The organism is Mycobacterium sp. Panama NTM2, assembly GCF_054355555.1.
The window spans coordinates 4,273,761-4,293,635 of sequence record NZ_CM135953.1 but is presented as its reverse complement, the minus strand read 5'-3'; the positions used below and the strand labels follow the sequence as shown (position 1 = coordinate 4,293,635).

24 protein-coding genes and 1 pseudogene are annotated in these 19,875 nt (G+C 67.9%); 16 read left to right on the top strand and 9 right to left on the bottom strand.

Annotation, left to right across the window (positions count from 1 at the left end):
- Positions 1–128: 128 nt before the first annotated feature.
- The 5 genes from ACXYX3_RS20510 to ACXYX3_RS20490 all read left to right on the top strand — a co-directional run bounded on the left by ACXYX3_RS20510 (position 129) and on the right by ACXYX3_RS20490 (position 4,348).
- On the top strand, positions 129–878 hold the full coding sequence (locus ACXYX3_RS20510; RefSeq protein ID WP_241207272.1) for a lytic transglycosylase domain-containing protein: 750 nt from the start codon (positions 129–131) through the stop codon (positions 876–878).
- A gap of 65 nt (positions 879–943) precedes the next feature.
- Positions 944–2,233 carry a phosphopyruvate hydratase gene (gene eno / locus ACXYX3_RS20505; RefSeq protein WP_241207271.1) on the top strand — a complete coding sequence of 430 codons (1,290 nt, stop codon included), beginning with the start codon at positions 944–946 and terminating at the stop codon, positions 2,231–2,233.
- Positions 2,234–2,236: 3 nt separating this feature from the next.
- Positions 2,237–2,926, top strand: a complete 690-nt coding sequence (locus tag ACXYX3_RS20500; protein WP_458608808.1) for an FtsB family cell division protein — start codon at positions 2,237–2,239, stop codon at positions 2,924–2,926.
- A complete protein-coding gene (locus tag ACXYX3_RS20495) occupies positions 2,919–3,410 on the top strand; it encodes a DUF501 domain-containing protein (RefSeq protein WP_458608807.1) in 492 nt (163 codons plus the stop codon). Before ACXYX3_RS20500 ends, ACXYX3_RS20495 begins: the two co-directional genes overlap by 8 nt.
- Positions 3,407–4,348, top strand: a complete 942-nt coding sequence (locus tag ACXYX3_RS20490) for a Ppx/GppA phosphatase family protein (RefSeq protein ID WP_458608806.1) — start codon at positions 3,407–3,409, stop codon at positions 4,346–4,348. The genes ACXYX3_RS20495 and ACXYX3_RS20490 overlap by 4 nt, the downstream gene beginning before the upstream one ends.
- Positions 4,349–4,357: 9 nt before the next feature.
- Here ACXYX3_RS20490 and ACXYX3_RS20485 read toward each other — a convergent pair whose 3' ends face one another.
- Together ACXYX3_RS20485 and ACXYX3_RS20480 are read right to left on the bottom strand one after the other, a co-directional pair.
- A complete protein-coding gene (locus tag ACXYX3_RS20485) occupies positions 4,358–4,825 on the bottom strand; it encodes a DUF4383 domain-containing protein (protein WP_458608805.1) in 468 nt (155 codons plus the stop codon).
- A 74-nt stretch (positions 4,826–4,899) separates the two neighbouring features.
- Positions 4,900–6,771 (bottom strand): propionyl-CoA synthetase, encoded by a 1,872-nt coding sequence (locus ACXYX3_RS20480; RefSeq protein WP_458608804.1) that lies wholly within the window; start codon positions 6,769–6,771, stop codon positions 4,900–4,902.
- A 37-nt stretch (positions 6,772–6,808) separates the two neighbouring features.
- Here ACXYX3_RS20480 and ACXYX3_RS20475 point away from each other — a divergent pair, with 37 nt between their 5' ends.
- Positions 6,809–7,681 (top strand): alpha/beta fold hydrolase, encoded by an 873-nt coding sequence (locus tag ACXYX3_RS20475; RefSeq protein WP_458608803.1) that lies wholly within the window; start codon positions 6,809–6,811, stop codon positions 7,679–7,681.
- A gap of 27 nt (positions 7,682–7,708) precedes the next feature.
- Here ACXYX3_RS20475 and ACXYX3_RS20470 read toward each other — a convergent pair whose 3' ends face one another.
- Positions 7,709–7,948, bottom strand: coding sequence for a hypothetical protein (locus tag ACXYX3_RS20470; RefSeq protein WP_241207264.1), 240 nt, complete (start codon positions 7,946–7,948; stop codon positions 7,709–7,711).
- 70 nt (positions 7,949–8,018) lie between these two features.
- Positions 8,019–8,294 (bottom strand): DUF4235 domain-containing protein, encoded by a 276-nt coding sequence (locus tag ACXYX3_RS20465; RefSeq protein WP_458608802.1) that lies wholly within the window; start codon positions 8,292–8,294, stop codon positions 8,019–8,021.
- A gap of 72 nt (positions 8,295–8,366) precedes the next feature.
- On the opposite strand from ACXYX3_RS20465, the gene ACXYX3_RS20460 reads away from it, so the two are divergent.
- The 5 genes and pseudogenes from ACXYX3_RS20460 (at position 8,367) to ACXYX3_RS20440 (ending at position 12,386) form a co-directional block, all read left to right on the top strand.
- On the top strand, positions 8,367–8,867 hold the full coding sequence (locus ACXYX3_RS20460; protein ID WP_241207262.1) for a DUF6328 family protein: 501 nt from the start codon (positions 8,367–8,369) through the stop codon (positions 8,865–8,867).
- A 62-nt stretch (positions 8,868–8,929) separates the two neighbouring features.
- Positions 8,930–9,768: pseudogene (locus ACXYX3_RS20455) on the top strand (SDR family oxidoreductase).
- Between the two features lie 39 nt (positions 9,769–9,807).
- Positions 9,808–10,989: a zinc-dependent alcohol dehydrogenase gene (locus tag ACXYX3_RS20450; RefSeq protein WP_458608801.1), complete on the top strand. Its 1,182-nt coding sequence runs from the start codon at positions 9,808–9,810 to the stop codon at positions 10,987–10,989.
- 48 nt (positions 10,990–11,037) lie between these two features.
- The gene (locus ACXYX3_RS20445) at positions 11,038–12,060 is read left to right on the top strand and encodes a DNA topoisomerase IB (RefSeq protein ID WP_458608800.1); all 1,023 of its coding nucleotides are present in this window, start codon (positions 11,038–11,040) and stop codon (positions 12,058–12,060) included.
- A 68-nt stretch (positions 12,061–12,128) separates the two neighbouring features.
- The gene (locus ACXYX3_RS20440) at positions 12,129–12,386 is read left to right on the top strand and encodes a DUF7218 family protein (protein ID WP_458608799.1); all 258 of its coding nucleotides are present in this window, start codon (positions 12,129–12,131) and stop codon (positions 12,384–12,386) included.
- On the opposite strand, the gene ACXYX3_RS20435 is transcribed toward ACXYX3_RS20440, so the two are convergent.
- Entirely contained in the window at positions 12,372–13,271 is a 900-nt protein-coding gene (locus ACXYX3_RS20435; RefSeq protein ID WP_458608798.1) for a LysR family transcriptional regulator, read from the bottom strand. The two genes, ACXYX3_RS20440 and ACXYX3_RS20435, sit on opposite strands and share 15 nt — an antisense overlap.
- 83 nt (positions 13,272–13,354) lie before the next feature.
- Here ACXYX3_RS20435 and ACXYX3_RS20430 point away from each other — a divergent pair, with 83 nt between their 5' ends.
- From ACXYX3_RS20430 to ACXYX3_RS20420, 3 genes are all read left to right on the top strand, one after another.
- Positions 13,355–14,377 (top strand): alpha/beta fold hydrolase, encoded by a 1,023-nt coding sequence (locus ACXYX3_RS20430; protein WP_458608797.1) that lies wholly within the window; start codon positions 13,355–13,357, stop codon positions 14,375–14,377.
- A 5-nt stretch (positions 14,378–14,382) separates the two neighbouring features.
- Positions 14,383–15,147 (top strand): SDR family NAD(P)-dependent oxidoreductase, encoded by a 765-nt coding sequence (locus tag ACXYX3_RS20425; protein ID WP_458612160.1) that lies wholly within the window; start codon positions 14,383–14,385, stop codon positions 15,145–15,147.
- Positions 15,148–15,233: 86 nt separating this feature from the next.
- A complete protein-coding gene (locus tag ACXYX3_RS20420; protein ID WP_458612159.1) occupies positions 15,234–16,055 on the top strand; it encodes an alpha/beta hydrolase in 822 nt (273 codons plus the stop codon).
- Here ACXYX3_RS20420 and ACXYX3_RS20415 read toward each other — a convergent pair.
- Positions 16,052–16,234 (bottom strand): hypothetical protein, encoded by a 183-nt coding sequence (locus ACXYX3_RS20415; protein ID WP_241207238.1) that lies wholly within the window; start codon positions 16,232–16,234, stop codon positions 16,052–16,054. The genes ACXYX3_RS20420 and ACXYX3_RS20415 overlap by 4 nt on opposite strands.
- A 180-nt stretch (positions 16,235–16,414) precedes the next feature.
- Here ACXYX3_RS20415 and ACXYX3_RS20410 point away from each other — a divergent pair, with 180 nt between their 5' ends.
- Together ACXYX3_RS20410 and ACXYX3_RS20405 are read left to right on the top strand one after the other, a co-directional pair.
- Positions 16,415–17,038, top strand: a complete 624-nt coding sequence (locus ACXYX3_RS20410) for a flavodoxin family protein (protein ID WP_458608796.1) — start codon at positions 16,415–16,417, stop codon at positions 17,036–17,038.
- A gap of 11 nt (positions 17,039–17,049) precedes the next feature.
- Positions 17,050–17,361 (top strand): hypothetical protein, encoded by a 312-nt coding sequence (locus ACXYX3_RS20405; RefSeq protein ID WP_458608795.1) that lies wholly within the window; start codon positions 17,050–17,052, stop codon positions 17,359–17,361.
- Between the two features lie 19 nt (positions 17,362–17,380).
- Here the strand turns inward: ACXYX3_RS20405 and ACXYX3_RS20400 are convergent, their stop codons facing one another.
- Genes ACXYX3_RS20400 through ACXYX3_RS20390 form a run of 3 tightly spaced genes read right to left on the bottom strand, consistent with a single transcriptional unit; the run spans position 17,381 to position 19,799 of the window.
- On the bottom strand, positions 17,381–18,121 hold the full coding sequence (locus tag ACXYX3_RS20400) for an amino acid ABC transporter ATP-binding protein (protein ID WP_458608794.1): 741 nt from the start codon (positions 18,119–18,121) through the stop codon (positions 17,381–17,383).
- Entirely contained in the window at positions 18,118–18,945 is an 828-nt protein-coding gene (locus ACXYX3_RS20395; RefSeq protein WP_458608793.1) for an amino acid ABC transporter permease, read from the bottom strand. The genes ACXYX3_RS20400 and ACXYX3_RS20395 overlap by 4 nt, the downstream gene beginning before the upstream one ends.
- Complete coding sequence (locus ACXYX3_RS20390; protein ID WP_458608792.1) at positions 18,942–19,799, bottom strand: ABC transporter substrate-binding protein; 858 nt, start codon at positions 19,797–19,799, stop codon at positions 18,942–18,944. The genes ACXYX3_RS20395 and ACXYX3_RS20390 overlap by 4 nt, the downstream gene beginning before the upstream one ends.
- Positions 19,800–19,875 lie beyond the last annotated feature (76 nt).

Here is a 19,875-nt window from a genome sequence, read left to right as displayed (position 1 = left end):
AGGTTCGGCTCACCTTGGTTGGTGATGCGCTCACTGAATGTACACCGCCTGTGTCGGGCCCGGGATGGGTCTTAAGTCCCCGGGCGCGTGGCAGCATGGCTAGGACGAGATTGGCGTTAGGGAGTCCGGTGACACGGGTGCGGTGGCTGCGAACGGTGGCCGTGATCGGCGCGACGGCGCTGCTCCTCGGCGCCAGCTGTTCGTGGCACCTCGGCAACCCGATTCCCGAGGGTGTGCCGCCGCCACCTGGGGATCCGGTGCCGCAGATCGACACCTACGCCAAAGGCCGGCCGGCCGATGCGCTGCACGACTGGGCGGCTGCCCGCGCCCCCGCACTCGGCATTCCGGTGACCGCGTTGGAGGCTTATGCCTATGCAGCGCGCGTGGCCGACGTGGAGAATCCCGACTGCCATCTGAAGTGGACCACGTTGGCGGGCATCGGGCAGGTGGAAAGTCACCACGGCACGTATCGCGGTGCGGTGATCAGCCCCGACGGGGATGTCGAGCCGCCGATCCGCGGGGTGCTCCTCGACGGCACCGGAGGCAACCTGGAGATCCTCGACCACGATTCGGTCAGCCACGATCCGGCCACCGAGAACAGGGGCGACGAGCCGTTCGCCCGCGCGATGGGGCCGATGCAGTTCATCCCCGAGACGTGGCGGCTCTACGGCGTCGACGCCAACAACGACGGCAAGATCAGCGCCGACAACATCGACGACGCTGCGCTCTCGGCGGCGGGCTACCTGTGTTGGAGTGGCAAGGACCTGGCCACCCCGCGTGGCTGGATGGGCGCGCTGCACGCGTACAACCACTCGGATCAGTACGCGCGGACGGTCCGCGACTGGGCGACTGCGTACGCCGAAGGACACCCGCTGTAAGACCCTCTAGGCTCAGTGCTGATCGTCACGCCCGGAATGACCCCGGATCTAGCAAGGAGGCAGTAGTGCCCATCATCGAGCAGGTCGGAGCCCGCGAGATCCTCGATTCCCGGGGCAACCCGACAGTCGAGGTGGAGGTGGGCCTGCTGGACGGCACGGTCGCCCGCGCCGCCGTCCCGTCGGGTGCCTCCACCGGTGAGCACGAGGCCGTGGAGCTGCGTGACGGCGGGTCGCGCTACCTCGGCAAAGGCGTGCAGAAGGCGGTCGAGGCGGTGCTCGACGAGATCGGCCCCGCGGTGATCGGGCTCGGTGCTGACGAGCAGCGCCTCGTCGACCAGGCGCTCGTCGATCTGGACGGCACCCCGGACAAGTCCCGGCTGGGCGCGAACGCGATCCTCGGCGTCTCGCTGGCGGTGGCCAAGGCCGCCGCGGACAGTGCCGCGCTGCCGCTGTTCCGCTACGTCGGCGGCCCGAACGCGCACATCCTGCCGGTGCCCATGATGAACATCATCAACGGCGGCGCGCACGCCGACACGGGCGTCGATGTCCAGGAATTCATGATCGCCCCGATCGGCGCCGCGAGTTTCAAGGAGGCGCTGCGCTGGGGTGCAGAGGTGTACCACGCGCTCAAGTCGGTGCTCAAGAAGCAGGGGCTCGCAACCGGTCTGGGTGACGAGGGCGGGTTCGCCCCGGATCTGCCCGGCACCACGGCGGCGCTGGATCTGATCGGCACCGCCATCGAGGCCGCGGGCCTGAAGGTCGGCAGCGACGTCGCCCTCGCGCTCGACGTGGCGGCCACCGAGTTCTACACCGAGGGCACCGGTTACGCGTTCGAGAAGCAGACCCGCACCGCCGAGCAGATGGCCGCGTTCTACGAAGAGCTGATGGGGTCCTACCCGTTGGTGTCCATCGAGGATCCGCTGTCGGAGGACGACTGGGACGGCTGGGTCACGCTGACCACCGCGATCGGTGACCGGGTGCAGATCGTCGGCGACGATCTCTTCGTCACCAATCCCGAACGGCTCGAGGACGGCATCGAGCGTGGCGCCGCCAACGCGCTGCTGGTGAAGGTGAATCAGATCGGCACGTTGACCGAGACGCTGGATGCGGTCTCGCTGGCGCACAACGCCGGCTACAAGACGATGATGAGCCACCGCAGTGGCGAGACCGAGGACACCACGATCGCCGATCTCGCGGTGGCCGTCGGGAGCGGGCAGATCAAGACCGGCGCCCCGGCCCGCAGCGAGCGCGTCGCCAAGTACAACCAGCTGCTGCGCATCGAAGAAGAGCTCGGCGACGCGGCGCGTTACGCCGGCGACCTGGCCTTCCCGCGATTCGAAGGCGGAGCGAAATAGCCTGTGCCCGAAGCGAAGCGGCCCGACCCTCGGCGGCGCACGTCCCGGCCCGCCGGGCCGGGTAAGCCTGGGCGCGCCAAGCCCGGGGTCACCTCGGGCCGTCGTGAGCGCAGCGCACCAGAACCACGGGTGGCCGACGGGGCCGAGGGCTCAGCTCCCGCTGAGCTCGAGCAGACCGCCCCGGGCACGTCGATCCGTGTGTCGATCGCTGCGTCCATGCAGGCGTCGGCCGATCAGCGGTTCGGTTCGACGGCGCGGCGCGCCGCGATCCTGGCAGCGGTGATCTGCGTGCTGACGTTGACCATCGCCGGGCCGGTGCGCACGTACTTCAGCCAGCGCACCGAGATGAAGCAATTGCAGGCCTCGGAGTCCCAATTGCGGAATCAGATCGCCGATCTGGAGTCGCAGAAGGCGAAGCTGGCCGATCCGGTGTTCATCGCCGCGCAGGCGCGTGAGCGGCTGGGCTTCGTGATGCCGGGGGAGATCCCGTATCAGGTGCAGCTCCCGGCCGGGGCCCCGCAAGCAGGCCAGGCCCCGCAGGGTGCGGGGCCGGTCGCGGGTTCCGATCCCTGGTACACGGCGCTGTGGCACACGATCGCCGATGCACCGCATGGCATCACGCCGACGGCTCCGCCCGTGCCGCCGCCGCCTGCTCCTGCCCCGCCCGCCCCACCGCCGGCGCCCGGTGGTTGAGCCGACGGATCTGGAGATCGTCGCGCGGCAGTTGGGCCGTGAGCCGCGCGGTGTTCTCGAGATCGCCTACCGCTGCCCCGACGGGGATCCCGCCGTGGTGAAGACCGCGCCGAAGCTGCCCGACGGCACCCCGTTCCCGACGCTGTACTACCTGACGCATCCGGCGTTGACGGCGGCGGCGAGCCGGTTGGAATCGTCGGGGTTGATGCGGGAGATGACCCAGCGGCTGGCGGAGGATCCCGCGTTGGCTGCGGCGTATCGGCGCGCGCACGAGTCGTATCTGGCCGAGCGCGACGCGATCGAGCCGCTGGGCACGACGTTCTCGGGAGGCGGGATGCCGGACCGGGTGAAGTGCCTGCACGTGGTGATCGCCCACTCGCTGGCCAAGGGCCCCGGCGTCAACCCGTTCGGTGACGAGGCGTTGGCGCTGCTGGCGGTCGAGCCGGAGATGGCCGGCATTCTCGATTCGGAGGTGTGGACATGAGCGCGAGGGTGGCCGCGGTGGACTGCGGTACCAACTCGATTCGCCTGCTGATCGCCGACGTCGCGGGCGGGCGGCTCACCGATGTGCATCGCGAGATGCGGATCGTGCGGCTGGGTCAGGGCGTGGACGCCACCGGCGAGTTCGCGCCCGAGGCGTTGGCCCGGACCCGGGCGGCACTCGAGGCCTACGCCGCGTTGATGCGTGATCACGAGGTGTCGGCGGTGCGGATGGTGGCGACGTCGGCGGCGCGCGACGCCGGCAATCGGGACGAGTTCTTCGCGATGACGTCGGAGGTGCTCGGTGCGGTGGTGCCGGGCGCGGTGGCCGAGGTGATCACCGGCGAGCAGGAGGCGCGGCTGTCCTTCCTCGGTGCGGTCGGCGAATTGGATTCCGCGGCAGCACCGTTCGTGGTGGTCGATCTCGGTGGCGGCTCGACCGAGGTGGTGCTCGGCTCCGACGATGTGGAGGCCGCGTACTCGGCGGACATCGGGTGTGTGCGGTTGACCGAACGGTGCCTGCACTCCGATCCGCCGACTCCCGACGAGATCGACGTGGCGCGGGCGGTGGTCCGCGAGGCGCTCGACACCGTGCTCGCGCAGGTGCCGGTGCAGCAGGCCAGGACGTGGGTCGGCGTTGCGGGCACGATGACCACGCTGGCGGCGCTGGCGCGGAAGATGACCACCTACGACTCGGACGCGATCCACCTGTCCTCGGTGAGTTTCGACGATCTTCTCCCCGTCTGTACCGACCTGCTGGCGATGACGCGGGCCCAGCGTGCGGTGTTGGGCCCGATGCACGAGGGCCGGGTCGACGTGATCGGCGGCGGCGCGCTGATCGTGACGGAGCTGGCTGCGGTGCTCGGCGAGCGTGCCGGCATCGACCGGTTGCTGGTCAGCGAGCACGACATCCTCGACGGGATCGCGCTGTCGATCGCCTGACGGCGTGGCTCAGTGGCTGGCGGCGCGGCGAACCCGCGAGCGTCGCTTGGTGGGGTCGTGCTGGCCGGCGAGCGTGACGGCCAGCAGCACCATCACCGCCCCGATGCCGGCGTGCAGCCAGTTGTCGGCGCCGTTGAGCGGGATGACGTGGGCGTTGCTGCCGTGTTCGACGAAAATCCCGTAGAGCCACAGGCCCAGATAGATGAGTCCGCCGCCGAGCAGGTAGGCGCGCGCGGCGGCGTAGCTGCGTGCGCCCGCGAATCCCGCGACGCCCACCACGATGTGCACGACGTTGAGCAGCACCGAGACCACGAACATGCCGAACAGCAGGGCGCCGGAGTGCTGGCCCGCCCAGCTCAGCCGATCGAGCCCGGAGGTCACACCGGGGACGAAACCGAGGACTCCGATGACCGTCAGCGCGACCGCGACGATCAGCGCTGCGCCCTGCACGGCCATGTATTTCGGGCTGTCCGCCATCCCGTCCTCCTTCAGCGCGTCATATTGACGTGCGTGCCGAAGAGGTACCCCGCCCGCCGCGGGGTTAACACCCCTCAGGGGCGCAGGATCGGCCCGAGCTTGTCCAGGACGGCCGGGTCCTCGATGGTCGACGGCACCGGTTCGTCCCGGCCGGTGGCCAACCCCCGCATGGTCTTGCGCAGGATCTTGCCCGACCGCGTCTTGGGCAGAGCGGGGACCACGTCGACGAGCCGGAACGCGGCGACGGCCCCGATCTCGTCGCGCACCAGTTGGACCAGCTCATCGGCCAGACCGTCGGTGGCGGCGCCGGCTTTGACGACCACCAGTCCGCGCGGCGCCTGCCCCTTGATCTCGTCGGGCACCCCGATGACCGCGCACTCGGCGACCGCGGGGTGCGTCGCCAGCACCTCTTCGATCGCGCCGGTCGACAGCCGGTGTCCGGCGACGTTGATCACGTCGTCGATCCGTCCCATCACGAACAGGTAGCCGTCGGTGTCGAAGTGGCCGCCGTCGCCGGTCAGGTAGTAGCCGGGATATTCGGACAGGTAGGACTGCTGATAGCGCTCATCGGCGTGCCACAGCGTCGGCAGGGTCCCGGGCGGCAGCGGCAGGCGGATGCAGATGGCGCCTTCCTGCTCGGGGTCGCAGTCGCTGCCGTCCTCGCGCAGGATGTGCACGTCGAAGCCCGGCATCGGCACCGTCGGTGATCCCGCTTTGATCGGAAGAGCTTGCGTTCCCATGGGATTCGCCGCGATCGGCCAACCGGTCTCGGTCTGCCACCAGTGGTCGATCACCGGGACGCCGAGTTTGTCGGCGGCCCAGTGGTAGGTGTCGGGGTCGAGGCGCTCGCCGGCCAGGAACAGGTACTGCAGCGACGAGAGGTCGTATCTGCCCACATGCGTGCCCTCGGGGTCCTCCTTGCGGATGGCGCGGATCGCGGTGGGCGCGGTGAACAGCGCTTTGACGCCGTGCTCGGAGATCACGCGCCAGAACGCGCCCGGGTCGGGGGTGCCGACGGGCTTGCCCTCGTACAGCATGGTCGTCGCGCCGAGAAGCAGTGGGGCGTAGACGATGTAGGAGTGGCCGACCACCCAGCCCACGTCCGAGGCCGCCCAGAACACGTCGCCGGGGGCGATGTCGTAGATGTGCTTCATGCTCCACAGCAGCGCGACGGCGTGGCCACCGTTGTCGCGCACGATGCCTTTGGGTTTGCCTGTGGTGCCCGAGGTGTAGAGCACGTAGAGCGGGTCGGTGGCGGCGACGGGGACCGGGTCGACGGGACTCGCCGCAGCCATCACGTCGGCCCAGTCCAGATCGCGGCCTTCGATGAGCTCGCAGCGATGCCGATCCCGTTGCACTACAACACAATGGCGTGGTGGGTGGCTGGTCATCCCGATCGCGGCGTCGAGCATGGGTTTGTACTCGACGACGCGGGTGGGCTCGATCCCGCAGGATGCGGAGACGATCACGGCCGGTTGCACGTCGTCGATACGGACCGCCAGTTCGTGGGGTGCGAAGCCGCCGAAGACCACCGAGTGCACCGCGCCCAGTCGCGCGCAGGCCAGCATCGCGATGACGGCCTCGGGGATCATCGGCATGTAGATGATCACCCGGTCACCGCGGCCGACGCCGAGATTACGCAGCGCGCCCGCGAATCGCGCAGTCTCGTCTGTCAATTCGCGATAGGTGTAGGTGCGCTGGGTGTCGGTCACCGCGGAGTCGTAGATCAGCGCGGCCTGCTCCCCGCGGCCGGCCTCGACGTGTCGGTCGAGGGCGTTGGCGCAGGTGTTGAGTTCGGCGTCGGGGAACCACCGGTAGAACGGCGGCCGGCTGTCGTCGAGGATGCGCTGGGGCGCGCGGGTCCAGGTGACAGCGGTGGCCGCGTCGGCCCAGAACGCTTCGGGGTCGGAGATGCTGGCGTCGAACAGGTCGCGGTACCCGGGCATATCAGCACCGTAAACCCTCCCCGTTAGTCTCAGGGGCATGACGAACCAACCCCCGCCGATCGGAGGGGTCCGCCGCAGTCACGTGACCGCGCGAGGTGTCCGTTTCCACGTCACCGAGGCCGGCCCCGAAGACGGCAGGCCGGTGCTGGCGCTGCACGGCTGGCCTCAACACCACTGGGCGTATCGCGACCTGCTGGCCGATCCGCCGCCCGGGCTGCGGATCATCGCCCCCGACCTACCGGGTTACGGCTGGTCGGGCCCGGCGCCGCACAAATGGGCCAAAGAGGACGTGGTCAGCGACCTGGTGGCGCTGATGGACGCGATGGGTCTGGAGCACGTGTTGCTTGTCGGCCACGACTGGGGCGGCTTCATCGGCCATCTGCTGGCGCTGCGGGTGCCCGAGCGGATAGACGGCTATCTGGTGCTCAACATCCCGCACCCGTGGATCTCGGCCAAAGCCCTCGCCCCGCACCTGTGGCGGTTCCTGCTCTACCAGCCGTTCGTGGCGTCGATCGGAGCGCCGCTGCAACGGCGCACACCGTATCTGGAGCGGGTGATCTTCCGGTCGGCCGCGCCGAATCTCGACCGGCAGACGGCGAAGGTCTACGCCGACGCGTTCCGGGACCCGATGGTCGCCCGTACCGCGCGCGACACCTATCGGACGTTCCTGCTGCGGGAGGCCCGCGAGGGTGCGCGCAACCCCGAGCGGCGGTGGTCGACCGTGCCCACCCGGGCGCTGTTCGCCCGCAAGGATCTCGCGATCCATCCGTCGCTGGCCGCGGCCGAGACCGCCCGCGCCGACGATTACACGCTGGAGCTCGTCGACGGCGGTCACTTCATCCTCGACGAGCAGCCCGAGTTGGTCCGCGCCAGGCTGATCGCGCTCGCCGACGAGATCCCGGCCCGCTGAGTTCCCCGTCTGCGACGTGACCCGGGCCTAGTGTCCGGGTTCGCTGGCCACCAAGCCGGCGGCCTGGGCTTCGGCGACGGTGTTCTCCCACGCGCATTCGCCGGCGACGAGCACGGCCAAAGCGATGGCCAGCGCGATTCCTGACACCGTCCAGTACAGAAGCGGCGAGACCGCGCCCGGCGTCGCCATCAGCATCACCGCGAGGCTGGCGGGTAGCGCCAGGACAGCTGCACACCCGAGCAGCCGGGTGTCGATCGAGCGAGACATGTCTCCACGGTCCGACGAGCGATTAAGAACATGCCCATCGAGAGCTGTGGAAAAGCTATGAGTTCACTGCTCAGCCAGGCGGGCGTTCATTCGTGAGCGCCTGATATCCGTGAGCGCTGGCCCGCTGCAGGCTGGCCCGCACCAGGCCGACGATCAGGCCCTGCAACGCGCCGGCGATCAACACCGACTTTGTCGAGTAGCTGAGGTCCTTGGGGTCCGGGGGTTCGGGATCGTTTTGTCCGACCCGCTTCCAGATCTGACCGAAGATCTGCCCGGCAAGCAGGCCGCCACCGACACCGGTGGCGACGGACAGCGGGGTGTACAACTTCCTGGACAGCCTGCTCATGGCCGCTGATTACCCGAGCCTGCCGTTACCAAACTCTGTGCGACGGGAAGGGGCGGGTGCGAAGATCGACCCGTGAACGCGCATCCCCTCGACGGCGACGGAGGATGGGACCGGAGCGCCCGGAACGAAACGGAAACCGAACGGCTGGACCGCAATTGGACCAGCCTTCTGCAGGAGCTGCGGGTGGTGCAGACCGGGGTGCAGCTGCTCACCGGATTCCTGCTGACGCTGCCGTTCCAGCAGCGGTTCACGATGCTGGGCCAGAAGATGCAGGTGGTCTATTTGGCGACGGTGAGCGCGGCGGTGCTCTCCATGGCACTGCTGATCGCCCCGGTCGGCATGCATCGACTGCTGTTCCGACGCCATCGTCTCGGGACGTTGGTCAAGGCAGCGCACCGGTGCGCCTACGCCGGTCTGTTGCTCCTCGGTGTCGCGGTCACCGGGATGACGGTCATCATCTTCGACGCCGTCGCCGGCCTGACCGCGGCGCTGATCGCCGGGCCGGCGGCGCTGGTGGTGTTCGCCTCGTTCTGGGTGGTGCTACCCCTCGCCCTTCGCCGCACGGACCCGTAGTTTCGCCACCCCTTCCCGGGGTACGACGACGCCCTGACAGCCGACGAGCTTCAGGAGGCCCCATGCCAGACGGTGTGATTCCCTATCCCGGCCAGACAGCCGATATGGCCGACAAGCCACGCGACGAGATGGCCGACTACGTCGGCACCGGACTGCTCGAGGGCAAGCGGGCGCTGATCACCGGGGGTGACTCCGGGATCGGACGGGCGGTCGCGGTGGCCTTCGCCAAGGAGGGTGCCGACGTCGCGATCGCCTATCTCGACGAACGCGACGACGCTGCACACACCGTGTCGCTGGTCGAGGCGGCCGGCAGGCGGGCGGTCCATCTGCCCGGTGACCTGGCCGACGCCGCGCACTGCCGCTCCGTGGTCGACGAGACGGTTCAACAGCTCGGCGGACTGGACATCGTCGTCAACAACGTGGCGTTCCAGTCGCCGGTGTCCGATCTGACCGAGATCAGCGACGAGCAATGGCGGCGGACCTTCTCGGTCAACATCGACAGCTTCTTCCACGTCACGAAAGCCGCGCTGGCGCATCTGCCGGACGGGTCGGCGATCATCAACACCGGATCGATCAACGGGCTGCGGGGCAACAAGTCGCTCATCGACTATTCGGCGACCAAGGGCGCGGTGATCGCCCTGACCTACTCGCTGGCCCAGTCACTCGCCCAGCGCAACATCCGGGTGAATTGCGTTGCGCCCGGGCCGGTGTGGACCCCGCTGATTCCGGCGACTATGCCGGCCGAGAAGACCGAGTCGTTCGGTGAGCACGTGCCGATGGGCGCGCGGCCCAACCCGACGAGATCGCGCCGTCGTACGTGTTCTTCGCCGCGGGCCGGTTGTCGTCGTACTACAGCGGTGAGGTGCTGGCCCCGATCGGCGGTGAAACCCTTCCTGGCTGAGCGCGTTTCAACCGCACCGGCTCGGGTACGGCAGGCGTCATGAAGGCAGTGACATGGCACGGCCGGCGCGATGTGCGCGTCGACACCGTGGAAGACCCCCGCATACAGGACCCGACGGACGCGATCATCGAGGTGACGTCCACCAACATCTGCGGCTCAGACCTGCACCTCTACGAGGTGCTCGGGGCGTTCATGAACGCCGGTGACATCCTCGGGCACGAGGCGATGGGCATCGTGCGCGACGTGGGTGCGGGCGTGACGAACCTCGCCGTCGGCGATCGCATCGTGGTGCCGTTCCAGATTTCCTGCGGCAGCTGCTTCATGTGCGACAAGCAGCTCTATACGCAATGCGAGACGACGCAGGTTCGCGACCAGGGGATGGGGGCCGCGCTGTTCGGATACTCCGAACTCTACGGCGAGGTGCCCGGCGGTCAGGCCGAATACCTGCGCATCCCGCAGGCCCAGTTCACCCACATCAAAGTGCCGGAGGGACCGCCCGATTCGCGATTCGTCTATCTGTCGGACGTGCTGCCCACGGCGTGGCAGGGCGTCGCGTACGCAGGCATTCCCGACGGCGGATCGGTGACCGTGCTGGGGCTGGGACCGATCGGCGACATGGCGGCCCGCATCGCCACCCACCTCGGCTATCGGGTGATCGCCGTCGACCGAGTTCCGGAGCGTCTCGCCCGGGCGAGTGCGAGAGGTATCGAGACCATCGACATGATGGGGCTCAGCGGCTCGGTCGGTGACGCAGTGCGCGAGCTGACCGACGGGCGGGGCACCGACTCGGTGATCGACGCCGTCGGGATGGAGGCACATGGCTCACCGGTTGCGCAGGCCGCACAGACCGCGGCCGCGTTCCTCCCGGATTTCGTCGCGAAACCCTTCATGCAGAAGGCGGGAGTGGACCGGCTGGGCGCGCTGTACTCGGCGATCGACTGCGTACGCCGGGGCGGCACGATCTCGCTGAGTGGTGTCTACGGCGGCGCGGCCGACCCGATGCCGATGCTGACGCTGTTCGACAAGCAGATCCAGCTGCGGATGGGGCAGGCCAACGTGAAGAAGTGGGTCGACGACATCATGCCGTTGTTGACCGATGACGACCCGTTGGGCGTCGACTCGTTCGCCACCCACGTTCTGCCGCTCGATCAGGCGCCGCACGCGTACAACATCTTCCAGAAGAAGGAGGACGGCGCGGTCAAGGTGATCCTGCAACCCTGAGCGGGTATCCCCGGCTGACGTTGGGTTGGCAACAAGGGGCACATCACGATGCGGCTGGCACGAAGCAAACTGGACACGCCGGGGATCGTCCGCAAGCGGCGCGGCAAAGGTTTCGCCTACTACGGGCCCGACGGTGAGCTGTTGGCAGACCCCGACACGGCGCAGCGGATCAAGGATCTGGTGATCCCGCCGGCATGGAAGAACGTCTGGATCAGTCCGCGGCCGAACGGTCACATCCAGGCGGTCGGCACCGACGCCGCCGGCCGGCGCCAATACCTCTATCACGAACGGTGGCAGCAAGAGCGGGCCGAGGAGAAGTTCGACCGGGTGCTCGAGCTCTCCACGCGGTTGCCGGAGTGGCGATCTCGCATCGCGCGAGATCTGGCCGGTCGCGGGCTCACTCGCGACCGCGTGCTCGGGCTGGCACTGCAGCTGCTCGACAGGGGCTATTTCCGCGCCGGCGGTGAGCAGTCGGCCGAGGAGCACGAGCACTACGGACTGGCCACCCTGCTGTGTGAGCATGTGACGCTGAAGAAGAACGCGGTCGAGTTCGACTATCCGGCCAAGAGTGGGGTGCAGCGCACCGTCGAGATCGACGATCCCGAGGTGGTGCGGGCAGTCCGTTCCCTCATGCGGCGCACCGAACGCACCGAGCGACTCCTGGTGTGCCGCAGCGGGAACAGCGGCTGGGTCGATGTGAAGGCCGACGATCTCAACACCCGGTTCAAGGAGATCGTCGGCGACGAATTCACCGTCAAAGATCTGCGCACCTGGCATGGCACCGTGCTGGCTGCCGCAGCATTCGCCGACGCGAAGCCGCCGACGTCGAAGACCGCGATCAAGCGGGAGACGTCGGCGGTCATGAAGGAGGTGTCGAGCGAACTGGGCAATACGCCGGCGGTCGCCCGCGCCTCGTACGTCGACCCGCGCGTGGTCACCGGTTACGAGAAGGGGCTGACCATCGCCGCGGCGACCAAGCGGGCTGACAAGATCGACGAGCCGGAAAGGGCTCAGGAGCTGCTCGAGAAGGCCACCCGCCAATTGATCCGGCGGGTGGCTAAAGACCGGTGACGTGTTTGGCAAACCTCACGCGCGGAAAACCTACGGGCATTGTCGACCGTTCAGGGAGGTTGGTGTCGATGCCGAACTCATCGATCAAGAACGAGAAGATGTACGAAGATCTGCGAGCCGGGGGGAACTCGAAAGAGAAATCCGCGCGAATCGCCAACGCGGCCGCGGCGCGAGGTGCTTCGGCGGTCGGCAGGAAAGGCGGCCGCTCGGGCTCGTACGACGATTGGAAGGTCGACGAGCTCAAGGAACGCGCCAAAGAACTCGGCCTGAGCGGATATTCGCGACTGACCAAGGACAAACTGATCTCGAAGCTACGAAGCCACTGAGTCCGCCGCTGCGTCCTGCAGCGTTTGCGCGAGACGCGCCGCGGGGGGTGTCATGCGCTCGGCGCCCGGCGTGGCGAGATAGACCGTCCACAGCACTGGTTCGGCGAGTTCGATCGCGCGCAGCGCGGTGAAGCGGGCGGCTTCCGACCGGGGTACGAATGCTGTGCCCAGGCCGCTGCGGACCAAATCGGCAACCGCACGAAACCCGGCCGGCACTTCGTACAGCGTGCGTGCGCGGCGGCCGGCGGCATGAAACGCATCGTCGACCAGGCGGCGAAGACCGAAGCCCGGGGGAAATCCGATCAGATCTTCGTCGTCCAGTTCGGCGATTGACACCTGTTGCCGTCCGGCGAGGTGATGATCAGCGCGACAGACGAAGACCAGCGGATCATCGAACAGCTTCTGTAGCCTCAGCGGGGCGGGGAAGCGGTCCGGTACGGAAACGAGTGCGAGGTCCAACGAGCCTTCGAGTAGTGCGGCGAGGTATGCCGACGCGCCGGTCTGGCTCAGCCGCAACCGAAGTCGCACATGGGGGTGTTCGCGGTGAAAGCCGCCCAGGGCCGACGCGACGTCAAGGGGTCCGAACGCGATCAGCGAACCGAATTCCACCGTGCCCATCAAGGTGCCGCGAAATTCGGCGACGGAGTCGACGGCGGCCCGTCCGGCGCGTAGGACATCGTGCGCGTGGTGGCGGAACCGTTCTCCGGCCGGGGTGAGGTCGATCTGCTGGCGAGAGCGGTCGAACAACTTGACCCCCAGCTCACGTTCGAGCTTGCCCACCGACGTCGACAGCGCGGATTGCACGACGTGTGCACGTTCGGCGGCGCGCGTGAAGCTCATTTCCCCGGCGACTGCGAGGAAGTGTTCGAGCTGACGGAACTCCATCACACCAACGTATCTGTTTCATTGATGACAATCATCAAAACCAATCGTTGGCATTGATCGCTACCGTCCGCTGTCATGGATTCATGAGCGATGGCGTGAGCAGGCGGCGGTTCGGCTTCCTGATGACGGCTGCAGCCGGGGCGGCGACGCTGGCCGCGTGTTCGTCCACTCCGGCGGCCGCGGTTCCGTCACCCGCACCGCCCGCACCCAGCCACGAGCTCGGACCGGTCCGACAGATCATCGCGGGCGATCTCGACGTCGGATACGTCGAGGCCGGGCCCCGCGACGGTCAGCCCGTCGTCCTGCTGCACGGGTGGCCCTACGACATCCACAGCTATGCCGACGTGACCGCGATCCTGGCCGGGCAGGGGTTCCGAGTCATCGTGCCGTATCTGCGCGGCTTCGGCAGCACCCGCTTCCGTTCGACCGGCACAGTTCGCAACGGACAGCAGGCCGCACTGGCGCACGACGTCATCACGCTGATGGATGCGCTGGACATCCGCGAGGCGATTCTCGGCGGCTACGACTGGGGTGGTCGGACCGCCAACGTCGTCGCCGCACTGTGGCCACAGCGCTGCACGGGGCTCGTTGCCGTCAGCGGCTACATCGTCGTGAACCGAGAGGCCAACCTGGCGCCCCTCGCCCCGCAGGCCGAGTACGGCTGGTGGTATCAGTACTACTTCGCCACCGACCGCGGTGAACGCGGATACCGCAGCAACACAGCCGATTTCAACAAGCTGATCTGGCGCAACGCCTCCCCGCTGTGGAAGTTCGACGACGCCACCTACGACCTGTCGGCGGCCGCATTCACCAATCCGGATCACACCGACGTCGTGATCCACAACTACCGGTGGCGCCTCAGCCTGGCCGAGGGAGAAGCCCGGTACGAGGACGACGAGCGGCGGTTGGCCGCCAAACCGGCCATCACCGTTCCGACCATCACCATCGCGTCCGACTTCGACGGTCCCGCAAAGGACGGCGCCGCCTACCGAGCGCTCTACACCGGCCGCCATCAGCATCGCGTCCTCGACGGCATCGGACACAACGTGCCGCAGGAGGCGCCCCGCGACTTCGCGTCAGCAATCGCCGACGTGACCCGACAGTGAGGACGATCATGACCACATCAACCCCGTTGGCCGGCCGCACCGCTCTGGTGACCGGCTCGACGTCAGGACTCGGCGCAGGCATCGCGACGGCGCTGGCCGACGCCGGCGCGCACGTCGTGATCACCGGACGCACCCGCAGCCGTGGGGAGGACGTTGTCGCGAGGATCGAATCGTCGGGCGGTAAGGCATCTTTCGTCGAAGCCGACTTCTCGAAACCCGCGCGGGCAGCCGCCGACGTCGCGTCACGAGCCACTGAAGCGGTCGGCGGAACGCTCGACATCCTCGTCAACAACGTGGCCACCCTTGTCTTTCCGGCTCCGACAGCGGACGTCACCGCCGCCGAGATCAGCGACGCCTTCGCCGTCAGCGTCACCGCTCCGTTCCTGCTGACCGGGCTCATCGCGCCGGCGATGGTCGAACGAGGCGAGGGTGCCATCGTCAACATCGGCTCGATCAGCGCACTGTTCGGCGCATCGGGCTCGGCGCTCTACGGTGCGACGAAAGCCAGTGTGCACCTGCTGACCAAATCATGGGCAGCTGAATACGGGCCGTCGGGTGTGCGGGTCAACGCGGTCGCACCCGGGCCCATCGCCACCGAACGCATGGTGGAGTTCGGTGAGGCGGTCAATCCGGTGCTGGCCCGCGTACCGTCGAACCGGATGAGCGCCATCGACGAAGTCGCCTCCGCGGTGGTGTTCCTCGCGGGCCCGCACGCCACCAACGTCCACGGCGCCATCCTGAGCGTCGACGGCGGATTCGCTGCAGCCTGAGACAAGGAATCCTCGTGCACCACTTCGTCACCGATCCGCTGGCACGCCTGTTCGCGGCAGCGGTCAACCCCGTTCCGAAGCCGGCGGTGCGGTTCCCCGGAATCCCAGGACATACGTCGCTGATCAGCATTCCGACCCGGCACGGCCCTGTGGAGGCCACCGTGTACCGGCCGGACCCGCGGGTGCGTCGCCCGCCGGTCTACGTCAACATCCACGGAGGTGGTTTCGTCGTAGGACATCGCGACCAGGACGATCCATGGTGCCGGTTCCTGGCCGACTCCGCCGGCGTGGTCGTCGTCAACACCGACTACCTCCTCGCTCCGCGACATCGTTTCCCCGTTGCAGCAGAACAGATCTACGATGTGGTCTGCTGGGCCGCCGACGCGGCGCGGGAGTGGGATGGCGAGCGTTTGTCGGTAGGCGGTCAGAGTGCGGGCGGCAATCTCGCGGCCGCAGCTGCCCGCCAGGCTTTCGAGGACGGCGGTCCGACGATCGGACTGCAGGTGTTGCACTATCCGCCACTGGATCTGGTGACCGCGGTGCGTGACAAGCCGTCAGCGCTGGGGGCACGCGCGGTGATGAAACCGTGGATGGGACAGGTGTTCGACAACGCCTACGTCCCGGACAGGCTGCGCCGCCGCGACCGGTTGGTCTCACCCGCGTGGGGCGCCAACGCCGACGACATCGACGGCATCGCGCCCGCGGTGGTCGTCACCGCGGAGTACGACCGGTTGCGCGACGAGGCCCGGTGGTATGCCGACCGGCTGGCTGCCGCGGGGTCACTCGTCGACTACATCGAGGTGGCCGGCGCGGACCACGGTTACAACATCATGAGCGACGCCGTGTCCGTCACCGAGCGGGTCTACGCGCAGATCGCCGCACACGTCGTCGGCGTCGGGCCGCGTTAGTCCTGCTGCGCACGCGCCTCTGCGCCGGACTCCTGGGTGTCGATGTCGTCGTCGGACCCTGCCCGCCCGACGTACGGGCCCTCTGCCTGGTCGTCGTCGCCCTCACTCGCACGCGAGCCGGCCACTTTGGCGTCGGGCTCGACGTCGGACTCGGCCTTCTCGGATTCCGGATTGCTCATCGATGCCTCCTGATCGGGTCCGCACCGCATGCCCCGACGGCCCCAATCCAAACCCGCCGGCGTTCGGTGGGTCGTGTCACCTTCGAGGGCGATGAACTGGTGTCGCGGCGAATCGATGACTGACTTGTGACCGGTGGTCGTTGTTCGTTTGGCGGGTAGGCCCTCGGGTATCGCCTCAGCATGGCTGAAAATGATTCGTCGCTGCGCGCCATCGCGCTGGTGTGCAGCCTGAAACCGAGCCCCGCCGAGTCCAGCAGTGCACTGATCGTCGAGCACGTCTTCGAGTCGCTGCGGTCCGAAGATGTGCTGTGTGAATCCGTTCGGTGTGTGGACTACAACATCGCCCCCGGCACCGAAGCGGATATGGGCGACAGCGACCAGTGGCCCCAGATCCGCGACAAATTGCTCGCAGCAGACATCCTGCTGCTGAGCACACCGACGTGGGTAGGTCATCCGTCGTCGGTGGCCCAACGGGTGCTCGAGCGACTGGACGCCGAGCTGTCGAACACCGACGAGCAGGGGCGGCCCGCGATGTTCGGCAAGGTCGCCACGGTTGCGGTCGTCGGTAACGAGGATGGTGCGCACAAGATCGTCGCCGATATGTTCCAGGCGCTCAATGACATCGGCTACACCGTCCCTGCACAGGGGTCGACGTACTGGAACGGCCCCGCGATGAATTCGACCGACTACAAAGAGCTGGACGAGGTGCCGCAGGCCACCGCGTCGACCAACGCGATGGTCGCGCGCAATGCCGCGCACCTCGCCCGGGTACTGAGGCACTCCCAGTACCCACCCGTCGAGTGAGAGGAGTGAAGATGCCGGATACATCGAGAGATCCCATCGACCACGCCCGCACCTACCGTCAGCACGCCGGCGAAACAATGAAGGCCGGCAAGAACGCAGTGGGCCTGATCGGTATCGGCCTCGGGGTGTTGTCGATGGTGGTCGCGCTGTTCTCGTTCGCCAACGGATCGCGCACCACGGGCGTCGTCGCGATCATCGTGGCCGTGCTGTTCGCCGCCGCAGGGTTCGCGTGGCTCGCGTTGCGCCACCGCAAGGTGGTCGAGAAGAAGGTGGAATGGCATCGCGAACACCCCGAAGTGCCCTACGAGCCACCGACGAGCTGAGGGTCGACGAGCTGAGGGCTCAGCGGCCGGAGGTGAAGCGCCGCAGGAACTGTCGCGTCCGCTCCTCGCGCGGTGAGTCGAGAACATCGGCGGCCGAACCGGATTCGACGATCCGGCCACCCTCGAGGAAATGGACGGTATCGGCGACGTCGCGGGCGAACGCCATCTCGTGGGTGGCCATCACGATCGTCGCCCCCGCTGCAGCGAGCTCACCGACGAGAGTGAGTACGTCGCCGACCAGTTCGGGGTCCAGAGCACTTGTGATCTCATCGAGCAGCAAGAGTTTCGGGTCATAGGCCAGGGCGCGTGCGATGGCCACTCGTTGCTGTTGGCCGCCGGACAGCTTGTCGGGATAGGAGTCGGCATGCGATTGCATGCCGACCCGGGCGAGCAGATCGCGGGCGCGCTGCTCCGCGTCACCGCGGCTGTGGTGGTGCACGACCCGCGGGGCGAGGGCCACGTTGCCCAACGCGGTCATGTGCGGAAACAGGTTGAACGACTGGAACACCATGCCGATGGCCTGGCGAGCCTCTTCGGCGTCGATGCGGGGATCGCTGATGTCGCGCCCACTCAACAGGATTCGACCGTCGTCGATCTCTTCCAGCAGATCGATGCACCGCAGCAGCGTCGACTTGCCCGAGCCGGACGCGCCGATCAACACCACCACCTCGTGCTCGGCGACGTCCAGATCGACCCCCGCCAGCACGGTCCGGTCGTGATACATCTTGACCAGGCCCTGCACCTGTAGCAGCGGCGTCACAGCGCGCCCTGCCGCATCGCGGATCGACGCGCGACCCAGTCGGCGAGCCGGGCCGACGGCACCGCGAGCGCCACGAAGAGCAGACCGGCCACCACGTACGGAGTGAAGTTGTAGGTGGTCGCGGACTGGATCTGCGCGGCGCGCACGGCGTCGACGGCGCCGAGCACCGAGATCAGCCCACAGTCCTTCTGCAGCGCGACAAAGTCATTCAGCAGCGCCGGGGTCACGCGGCGGGTGGCCTGGGGCAGCACCACCAGGCGCATGGTCTGGCGGTACGTCAGTCCGAGGGAGCGAGCGGCGGCGAACTGCGACGGATGCACGGATTCGATGCCGGCGCGAAGGACCTCGGCGACGTAGGCCGAGTAGACCAGAACGAGGGCGAGGCCGCCGAGGATCACGGGGCTGGTCGGCAGGCCGGTGAGGCGCAGACCCGGCAGTCCGAACCCGACGAGATAAAGACAGATGAGCAGCGGGAGGCCGCGGAACAGGTCGACGTAACCGGTGGCCACGGCGCGCAGGGGGAACCAGACCGGTCCGCGCAGGGTGCGCAGTGCGGCGAGGGTGAGGCCGACGACGAGCACGAGGATCTGGCAGACGATGAGCACGCGGATGTTCAGCCAGAGCCCCGACAGGAGCGCCGGCAGGCTGTCCCATCCGATGCGCAGGTTGAAGAACGAGTCGCGCACCCGGGGCCAACCCGGTGCCGAGGTCACCGCGAACAGCAGGACCGCGGCGAACACGACTGTGGACAGCAGCGCCACGAGCGTGGAGCGGCGTGCCCGCGCCTGCCGGAAGGCGACGCGGTCGATGCCGACCGTGGTCACGACAGGACCGGTGCGTTCCCCGCCTGGGCGAGCCAGGTCTTCTGCAGCTCGGCAAGCTCGCCGCGATCGCGGAGTTGATCGACGGCGCGGGAGACGCAGGCCGTCAACGGGCTGCCCTTGTCGAGAACGATGCCGAACTGTTCGGGCTTGTCCGTGCCGGCGGGCAGCTGCCCGACGATCGTGCCGTCGGTGAGTTCGGCCTGGATCTGGAACGCGGTGGGCAGATCGACGACGAGGCCGTCGATCTGGCCGTTGGCGAGTGCGGCTTTGGCGTCATCGTTGTTGTTGAACACCGCGACGCCGGGGTCGATCTTCTGGGCGGCGGTGTAGCTGGTGGAGCCCACCTGCGCGCCGAGCTTGAGTCCCTTAAGGCCGTCGACCGTGGTGACCTCGGCTGCGGGGGAGGACTTCAGCGCGACGACGGTCTGGGTGACGTCGTAGTAGGGGGAGGAGAAGTCGACGGCTTGCTTGCGTTCGTCGGTGATGGAGAACTCGTTGAGGTCGGCGTCGAACTGCTTGGGGCCGGGAGCGATCGCGGCGTTGAAGGGGACGCGAATCCAGGTGACGTTCTCTTTCGCGTAGCCGAGTTCGTCGGCGACGGCGTAGGCGACGGCGGACTCGAAGCCCTTGCCGTTGGCGGGATCGTCGTTGTCGAACCAGGGGGCGTAGGCCGGTTGGTCGGTGGCGAATGTGAAGGTGCCCGACGTGAGCGTCGTGAGGTTGTCTTTGGTGCAGGTGTCGGCGCTGGCCGAGGCAGACGACGACGCGGCCGGCTGCTCGTCGGCCGGGGCGCAGGCGGTCATGGCCGCGGGGACGAGGGTGAGCGCGCAGAGGACACCAGTGAGGCGATGCATGCGCGGCATCATCGCGCATCCGGCCGCCCGACGCCACGGATCGGAGCGAGGTGATCGGATCCGCGGTGTCGGGCGG

Excerpts from the sequence above, each read along its gene's own strand:
- ACXYX3_RS20490 (WP_458608806.1), top strand. The coding sequence starts at position 3,407 with ATGAGCGCGAGGGTGGCCGCGGTGGACTGCGGTACCAACTCGATTCGC.
- ACXYX3_RS20485 (WP_458608805.1), bottom strand. The coding sequence starts at position 4,825 with ATGGCGGACAGCCCGAAATACATGGCCGTGCAGGGCGCAGCGCTGATC.
- ACXYX3_RS20480 (WP_458608804.1), bottom strand. The coding sequence starts at position 6,771 with ATGCCCGGGTACCGCGACCTGTTCGACGCCAGCATCTCCGACCCCGAA.
- ACXYX3_RS20475 (WP_458608803.1), top strand. The coding sequence starts at position 6,809 with ATGACGAACCAACCCCCGCCGATCGGAGGGGTCCGCCGCAGTCACGTG.
- ACXYX3_RS20470 (WP_241207264.1), bottom strand. The coding sequence starts at position 7,948 with ATGTCTCGCTCGATCGACACCCGGCTGCTCGGGTGTGCAGCTGTCCTG.
- ACXYX3_RS20465 (WP_458608802.1), bottom strand. The coding sequence starts at position 8,294 with ATGAGCAGGCTGTCCAGGAAGTTGTACACCCCGCTGTCCGTCGCCACC.
- ACXYX3_RS20450 (WP_458608801.1), top strand. The coding sequence starts at position 9,808 with ATGAAGGCAGTGACATGGCACGGCCGGCGCGATGTGCGCGTCGACACC.
- ACXYX3_RS20445 (WP_458608800.1), top strand. The coding sequence starts at position 11,038 with ATGCGGCTGGCACGAAGCAAACTGGACACGCCGGGGATCGTCCGCAAG.
- ACXYX3_RS20440 (WP_458608799.1), top strand. The coding sequence starts at position 12,129 with ATGCCGAACTCATCGATCAAGAACGAGAAGATGTACGAAGATCTGCGA.
- ACXYX3_RS20435 (WP_458608798.1), bottom strand. The coding sequence starts at position 13,271 with ATGGAGTTCCGTCAGCTCGAACACTTCCTCGCAGTCGCCGGGGAAATG.
- ACXYX3_RS20430 (WP_458608797.1), top strand. The coding sequence starts at position 13,355 with ATGAGCGATGGCGTGAGCAGGCGGCGGTTCGGCTTCCTGATGACGGCT.
- ACXYX3_RS20415 (WP_241207238.1), bottom strand. The coding sequence starts at position 16,234 with ATGAGCAATCCGGAATCCGAGAAGGCCGAGTCCGACGTCGAGCCCGAC.
- ACXYX3_RS20410 (WP_458608796.1), top strand. The coding sequence starts at position 16,415 with ATGGCTGAAAATGATTCGTCGCTGCGCGCCATCGCGCTGGTGTGCAGC.
- ACXYX3_RS20405 (WP_458608795.1), top strand. The coding sequence starts at position 17,050 with ATGCCGGATACATCGAGAGATCCCATCGACCACGCCCGCACCTACCGT.
- ACXYX3_RS20390 (WP_458608792.1), bottom strand. The coding sequence starts at position 19,799 with ATGCATCGCCTCACTGGTGTCCTCTGCGCGCTCACCCTCGTCCCCGCG.